This is a genomic window from Marinobacter sp. UBA3607 (assembly GCF_002375525.1).
Classification (GTDB): Bacteria; Pseudomonadota; Gammaproteobacteria; order Pseudomonadales; family Oleiphilaceae; genus Marinobacter; species Marinobacter vinifirmus.
In genome coordinates this window covers 312,606-318,959 of record NZ_DFLY01000032.1, presented here as the reverse complement: position 1 = coordinate 318,959, position 6,354 = coordinate 312,606, and the positions used below count along the sequence as shown (strand labels likewise).

At 55.1% G+C, this 6,354-nt stretch carries 9 protein-coding genes; 4 read left to right on the top strand and 5 right to left on the bottom strand.

Annotated elements, in window-relative coordinates; genetic code table 11:
* The 3 genes from B2589_RS13060 to B2589_RS13050 form a co-directional block, all read left to right on the top strand.
* A partial coding sequence (locus B2589_RS13060) for an LPD1 domain-containing protein (RefSeq protein WP_349678056.1) occupies positions 1–129 on the top strand: 129 nt, incomplete at its 5' end.
* Positions 130–711: 582 nt separating this feature from the next.
* A complete protein-coding gene (locus B2589_RS13055) occupies positions 712–1,062 on the top strand; it encodes a DUF3147 family protein (protein WP_286816874.1) in 351 nt (116 codons plus the stop codon).
* A gap of 89 nt (positions 1,063–1,151) precedes the next feature.
* Positions 1,152–1,484: a YnfA family protein gene (locus B2589_RS13050; protein ID WP_058340582.1), complete on the top strand. Its 333-nt coding sequence runs from the start codon at positions 1,152–1,154 to the stop codon at positions 1,482–1,484.
* 168 nt (positions 1,485–1,652) lie between these two features.
* Here the strand turns inward: B2589_RS13050 and B2589_RS13045 are convergent, their stop codons facing one another.
* The 3 genes from B2589_RS13045 to B2589_RS13035 all read right to left on the bottom strand — a co-directional run bounded on the left by B2589_RS13045 (position 1,653) and on the right by B2589_RS13035 (position 3,592).
* Complete coding sequence (locus tag B2589_RS13045; RefSeq protein ID WP_286816873.1) at positions 1,653–2,804, bottom strand: PcfJ domain-containing protein; 1,152 nt, start codon at positions 2,802–2,804, stop codon at positions 1,653–1,655.
* Positions 2,805–2,987: 183 nt separating this feature from the next.
* Positions 2,988–3,167 carry a hypothetical protein gene (locus tag B2589_RS13040; RefSeq protein ID WP_278351268.1) on the bottom strand — a complete coding sequence of 60 codons (180 nt, stop codon included), beginning with the start codon at positions 3,165–3,167 and terminating at the stop codon, positions 2,988–2,990.
* A complete protein-coding gene (locus tag B2589_RS13035; protein WP_278351269.1) occupies positions 3,167–3,592 on the bottom strand; it encodes a hypothetical protein in 426 nt (141 codons plus the stop codon). The genes B2589_RS13040 and B2589_RS13035 overlap by 1 nt, the downstream gene beginning before the upstream one ends.
* A 94-nt stretch (positions 3,593–3,686) precedes the next feature.
* Here B2589_RS13035 and B2589_RS13030 point away from each other — a divergent pair, with 94 nt between their 5' ends.
* Positions 3,687–4,694, top strand: a complete 1,008-nt coding sequence (locus B2589_RS13030; RefSeq protein WP_286816872.1) for a helix-turn-helix transcriptional regulator — start codon at positions 3,687–3,689, stop codon at positions 4,692–4,694.
* Here B2589_RS13030 and B2589_RS13025 read toward each other — a convergent pair.
* Positions 4,651–5,892, bottom strand: coding sequence for a DUF4236 domain-containing protein (locus B2589_RS13025; protein ID WP_286816871.1), 1,242 nt, complete (start codon positions 5,890–5,892; stop codon positions 4,651–4,653). The two genes, B2589_RS13030 and B2589_RS13025, sit on opposite strands and share 44 nt — an antisense overlap.
* A gap of 98 nt (positions 5,893–5,990) precedes the next feature.
* Positions 5,991–6,338 (bottom strand): SLOG family protein, encoded by a 348-nt coding sequence (locus B2589_RS13020; protein WP_286816870.1) that lies wholly within the window; start codon positions 6,336–6,338, stop codon positions 5,991–5,993.
* Between the last annotated feature and the right edge of the window lie 16 nt (positions 6,339–6,354).

The following is a 6,354-nucleotide window of genomic DNA, read 5'->3' as shown; positions in this document are numbered from 1 at the left end:
CACTCTGATGAAGCCAAGGCGGGTCTGTATCCGCAGGGCGATCATCGCCAGCGGATCAATGACGCATACCAGCGCTACTTTGCCGCTCTGCGCGCTGCGCTTTACCGGGAACAGGCTAAGGCTGGATAAAAGGGGGCTCCATCCTTGTCTGTAAAAAATCTTAGTATGATCAACATAAGTGTAAATAAAGTGAAATTAGTGTAAACAAAGTTCTGGCGGGCGGAAGAAAGGGAAGGCAGGACTGAATTACGGCACGGTGGAAATAGGCCTGGACCTGAGGGAACAGCTGCGGAGCATTGAGCAGGTCAAGCGCAGAAGCCTGATGATTGCCGCTCTGGAAGTATTGGCAGCAGCTCTGTTCTCAATTGCTGCCGGTTATTACCTGGTCCGGCGACTGAAACACTAGGGCAGGTTAATAACGGTGAGTATAGCCAGCGGGTGACCGTTCCACAGCCCACGCGAAACCCTAAACAAAAGCGGACATTCCCCGTTCTCTGGATTTAACTGGTACAAGCGTGCACTGATAATTTGAGTGTAAACTTTTCACAGAGCCGGCAGCGTAATGGCGGCTGCGGAACTACAGATAAAACCATGAAAAATCATTGTTATCAGGGCTTGGAATCAGATTTGGACGGGGGAGATGGCGTTGGGGTTTAATAAGAATGCAAACTAATAAGCTGTGATACGGTTGCCGCCAGGAGGTAGATCCAGTTGACTTATTACATTGTCAAAGTCGCAGTGACCGCTATTCTGGTTGTCCTCATATCGGAAGTGTCGAAGCGCAGCTCGTTCATAGGCGCTGTGCTTGCGTCGGTGCCGCTGACGTCAGTCTTGGCAATGCTTTGGCTTTATTTAGATACCGGGGATGCAGAAAAGGTTAGCGAACTTGCAAGTAGTGTGTTTTGGCTGGTTTTGCCATCACTTGCTTTGTTTATTGCGTTACCGGTTCTGTTGGCACAGGGGCTCAATTTCTACCTTAGCCTGACAGCTTCAATCGGCATTACAGCAATCTGCTACTGGGTAATGGTGGTTGTCCTTCGGTACTATGGCGTGGGGCTTTAAATATCGTAGAACAAGGGGCTGTTGTTGGACGCATCTACGCTGGCGCTGGCACGCCGCAAAGTCAGGTAACTGCCAAGAGGTCAATTTCATTGCCTGAATTGAAAACGGTTGGTCTTTTTATCGTCACCGCTTTGGCAGAGATCGTGGGTTGTTATTTGCCTTATCTCTGGCTTCGAGAGGGTAAAACCATCTGGCTCCTGGTGCCAGGTGCGTTGAGTCTCGCAGCCTTTGCGTGGCTGCTTTCACTGCACCCCACCGCTGCTGGCAGGGTCTATGCTGCGTATGGTGGTGTGTATATTTTTATGGCAATTGTGTGGCTTTGGGCGGTCGATGGGATTCGACCAACAGTTTGGGATTTAGTTGGTTCAGCTGTTGCATTGGTGGGAATGGCGATCATCATGTTTGCGCCTCGCGCCACATAACCAACTGTTGTAGTTCGTTCCGGGCCTCCGGTCCTGCATCCGGGTGCCCATTTCGCTGCGGTACATGGGCGCCACCATACTAGTGCTAATCGTCCTATCCGAACGTCCGCTTTGCGACCATTTCTTCGCATCGCTCAGTCTACATACAGCAGATCTGGTCTGCGTTTCCTAACTGCTGCGACCAGTATTCACCCACCGCCGAATCCAATCCAAAGCACCCTCTGACGGGCTTGAATTACACACCCCGCGAACCTCGCCAACCACCCAGGTTTTATTCTGATACTCAAGCGATATGGTTAAACGCTCCGGCTGGACCATCCGGTAAATGAACACTTCCCCGAGGGCGACCGGCACGTCATAGCTGCCGACGCAATGGCGCATGGTTGCCCCTTCTTCCAGAAGTTCCAACCAGGAGCCCAACGGCTCTATACCATCGATTGGGGCAAGGGGCGGTTTCGGATAGTCGCCGTGCTCCTCAGCAAGCTCCTTCGCCAGGTCTTGGCGCTTCTCTTCGGAGTTTCGGCTGTTTGCCCGGTTAAAACGTTCAACCAGGCGGTCATGCTGGGCCTGAAGGGTTTCTCTGGAATGAATTGCAGCAAGGGCCTGTTCGTTACCGCCGGCCATGGCGAGCGAATCCCGAATCATCCGGCATAGCCAGGACAGCTCCACAGCCGAGGTGTGTTCGTCCACCAGATTCAGCAATCCGGGCCACAACGGTTGCCGAACGCGATTCAGCAAACGAAGGTGGTTCACATGGAGGTGAGGGTGGTGCCGCATCAAGGCTAAGTACTCGGGGTTCTGAAGTGCGGCGCGAGTATCTTCCAGCTCCCAGGGTAATAAAGGCGACAAGGCCAGGCGACGGACTAATCGAACGAGGGATCTGCTGCCCGGAAGCCCAACTGCTTTAAGAATATCGGAGCGTTTACCGGCCAGAAACGCGTTAAACCGTTCGAGCGACCAGGACTGTTCACGCGCATGATCCACCGCCAGGATAAACAGTAGAGGAGCGTCCTCGGCCAATTGCCGAGCCGCTGCCGAAGCCGCACAGGCCTGTGCGAGCACAAAGTCCATGGCGGGCATCAACGCAGTGACGGCCGATACAGGTTTCGGCAGAGCATCACACAGGCGCCTTCCTTTATCATCTTCCAGCGTAAACAGCGGCAACCCGGGCGGCTCCAGGAACTGGCCAGAGGCAATCTGACCCTCATCGTTATAGCTGGCCCAACGCAGGGGATGCTCTGAATCCCAACGATTAACCTCAACCCGGATCGGGTAATTGAGTATCTGGCTCAGGTCGTAAACGGTGGTGGTGCTGGTCATACAATTAAGCTCTTCGACGATCTTCAGGCAGGATAATCCAGCGATACGACAGTGTGGGTCGCCTGAGCCGTAAAACTTTGACTACACTGCCTCAGAAAGAACCGCCAAGAATTCAGCTATGCATCGTTGGTTTGCGAGCCGGTAGGCTATGTGGAGTTTATCTCCGCTGATAGCTAGCTGGTGTTAACGAACCCACCAGGAAATAAAAAACACCGGCGCAACCACCAGGATCGGAATCTTTAACCACACCGGGAAGGCTTCCCATTCCTCCCAACCGACACCGTGGTCATTGAAATAGCTGATGCACAGCATCGACACCACAACCCAGAGCACCGCACCCAACGCAGCTAAAATCAGAATCATCACGCACCTCGCTGGATGTTAAAGACAAACGTCATCGCATTGGCTTTGCTGATGGTTAGCACGTGAATGCTGGCGGCATCTTCGTGCATCTCCAGATTGAGCAACTCCAGCACAGAATTCGAATAGCGAAGCTCCTCAAACCATCGAGCATAGAAATGCTGAACGGCTGCGGAAAGATCCTCTGACTGGGTGACGAGCTCGCAGCGCAATAGGGCATCGGGGCAATCGGGCTGCTCGCGAATGAATGATTGCTCGCTGAACACAGGGTCGTTGTGGATCAGGGCATTAAAGATGTCGTGCTGGAACCCCAGCATGGTGGAGTCGAAATCGTAGGTTTTTGGGGTAAACCCATGTTCTAGCAGGAGGGCGGCAAATTTGTGTTTGTTCAGGGCAGGGTTCCTTGTGTCGTTGGCAGAGTTGGCCATTGGCTTTACTTGACCAGCACAAGAATCTAGCATGACGTAGCGTCAGAATGTGTCGCTTAAGCTGTCGACTTCGAGAAAAGACAAGGATCCCGCCATGTCCAGCACTGCCGTTCGCTACCTCACCATGCTCCGGATGGTGCCCCGGTACCCAAGATCCATCACCACCACCGAACTGGCGAGCCGCCTGGAAGAGCAGGGCTTTTCGGTAACCATGCGCTCGATCCAGCGGGATCTGGAAAAGCTGAGTGCGGATTTCCCTTTGTTGGTTGATGAAAACTCCCGGCCTTACCGCTGGTCGTTCGACCGCAATGCGACCATGGACATCATACCGGCGCTGGATCTGCCGGCAGCCCTGACCTTTGAACTGGCGAAGGCCTACCTCTCACCAATGCTGCCGCCAAGGGCACTGTCCCACTTAAAGCCCCACTTCGATGAAGCCCACCGCACGCTGCTGCGTGAAAAGAACCCCCTGGGCCAATGGCCAGACCGGGTCAGAGTAATCAATCGGGGGTTAGGAGGTGCGCGCCCGCCCGTTGATGCCGATGTTCTGGAAGCGGTCACCGAAGCCTTGCTCCGGGAATACCAGTGCAAACTCACCTACCAGGCCCGCAGCTGGCCGGAACCTGAAGAGATCGTGGTGCATCCGTTCGGGCTAATATTCCGGGACCCGAACGTGTACCTGATCGGCACCATCGAAGGCAGAGAAGGGGTTCGTCAGCTGGTGCTGCACAGGACGACGGCCGGTGAAGTGGTGGAAGAGTTCATCGAGCGCCCGGAAGAATTTGATCTGGATTTGTATATCCACTCCGGCGCCATGGGCATTCTGAAATCCGATGAGCCGGTGTATCTGAAGTTACGCTGCGACAAACCGGTGCTGAACCACCTGATCGAATCCCCACTGGGGTTTGATCAGATCACCACTGAGATTGATGACAAGACCTTCGAAATGGCCGTCACCGTGGGCGACACCCAGGACTTGCGCTGGTGGCTCACCGCTCAGGCGGTGCATTGCGATATTCTGGAGCCGGCGTGGTTGCGGGAAGAGATTGAAGCCACGCTTAAGCAGGGGCTGAAACGGACCCGGCAGACCAAGGCTCAATAGATCGGAAAATCCCGGTTTTGGTCATATCCCGCCGCAATGCAAACGCGGCAAGGGCCTCAACCGGGTCCACCGCTTCAAGGTTGCCGAAGTGAATCTGGCGCCAGGTGTCGCGGTTGACCTTCACACTGTACAAGTAGCGATCTTCAACCCGGCCGGTGGCGCGGTTGGTCATCTGGGTGAAACCGGAAAGCACCACGGTCTCGACGGACGGCGCACAGGCAAATCCCTCACCGATCAGCCGAAATCCCATGCCGTGCACGTGGGCCATATAGAGCTTTCGGAGCGCCGTATCCGATAGCTCTTTTACGGAAACCCCGATGCCCCGCTGGTACATCCGCAGCTCGGTTTTTGGGAAATCCTCAATCTCCGGCAGATCCACGTCCAGCATCAGCGTTTTACCATCGTCGCTCAACTCAAACGACAAACTGGTTTCCTCGGGCCAGTCGATGTCCATCAAGTGGTCATCCAACACCGACTCCATCGCAGACAAGCTACCTTGCACGGCCCGTTGGTACAGCGTAGCTCGCTGCGTTTCTTTGTGCTGGTGGTGTTCCCGTTCAGATTGCCACTGAACCCGCTGGCGCTGGTATTCCGAAAGCTTTCGCTGGTTGCTCTCCATAATGGCCCTTCGGCGAGCGGGGCAAAACCAGGCTTTCCAGTCAGGCTTGCGAGGCACCGGTCGAACAGGTTCGGGAAGGTCGAAGGGTTCCGGGAGAAATTTGGGAAACTGATCGGGCGCAGGGGTGCCCAGATGAATCGCGCCGATGCGCTCCATCATCCGGTTATGGGTATCCACCTGTTCATTGAGATTATCTTTAAGCGCGTCGAGCGCATAGGCCTTGGCCGCCGCCATGGCTTCGCTGCCAAGATCCTGGCCATCTGCGTCCAGGATGGAAATCTCACCCGTTGCCGTATTGAGCTGAACCTGAGCAATTTGCTCGGCGATGGGCGGCAGAGGCGAGCTTTGCGGATGGTCCCCATTCGTACTGGCTGAAGGCCTGCCCAGTTGGCGGTTCTTGAGCAGTTTTTCCCGATAGGACAAACCGGTACCAGGCACTCCCACGTTACCGTAAAGCCCGTTTCGTCCCAGAGTGACACTGGCCCCGCGCATACCGGCAGACACGCTCACACCACGCTTACCGAGGTTCAACCGAACGCCCGGGAAAATTCTAACGGTTCTGCGAAAACGAAACGCCATAGCCTCCAGCCTGTGGACCTGTTCGTGCGCATCCTATCATTTATTGGTGTTGTGTTGAGGACGATAAGTTTTGATTGAAGAGATCAGTTGTTGTCTGGTCATGCCTCTCCCACGGTTTCAACAATCACCGTTTTACCTTTGGCCCGGGCATAATGCAGGGCGGATGCGGTACCCCGGGATTTGCCATCCCAGAAGGCGATCACCAAATCCGCCGTATCGACGATGGTGCGGTTACGAATGGGGCCGGCCCCGCGGCCGTATTGTTTCCAGTCGGGTTTGATCACGGTAATAGGCAGCTTATGTTCCCGGGCCAGTTGCTCCGCCAGTGCATCCGCGCCTTTTGCGCCGCCAGAGATGATGTGCGCGGGCAACCAGGGTTGGAGCACACGCTCCAGGCGGTCGTAGTCAGTAAAGTGGCGAGAACCAATAACGGCGATTTTGCGCATAGCGAGCTCCACAGAC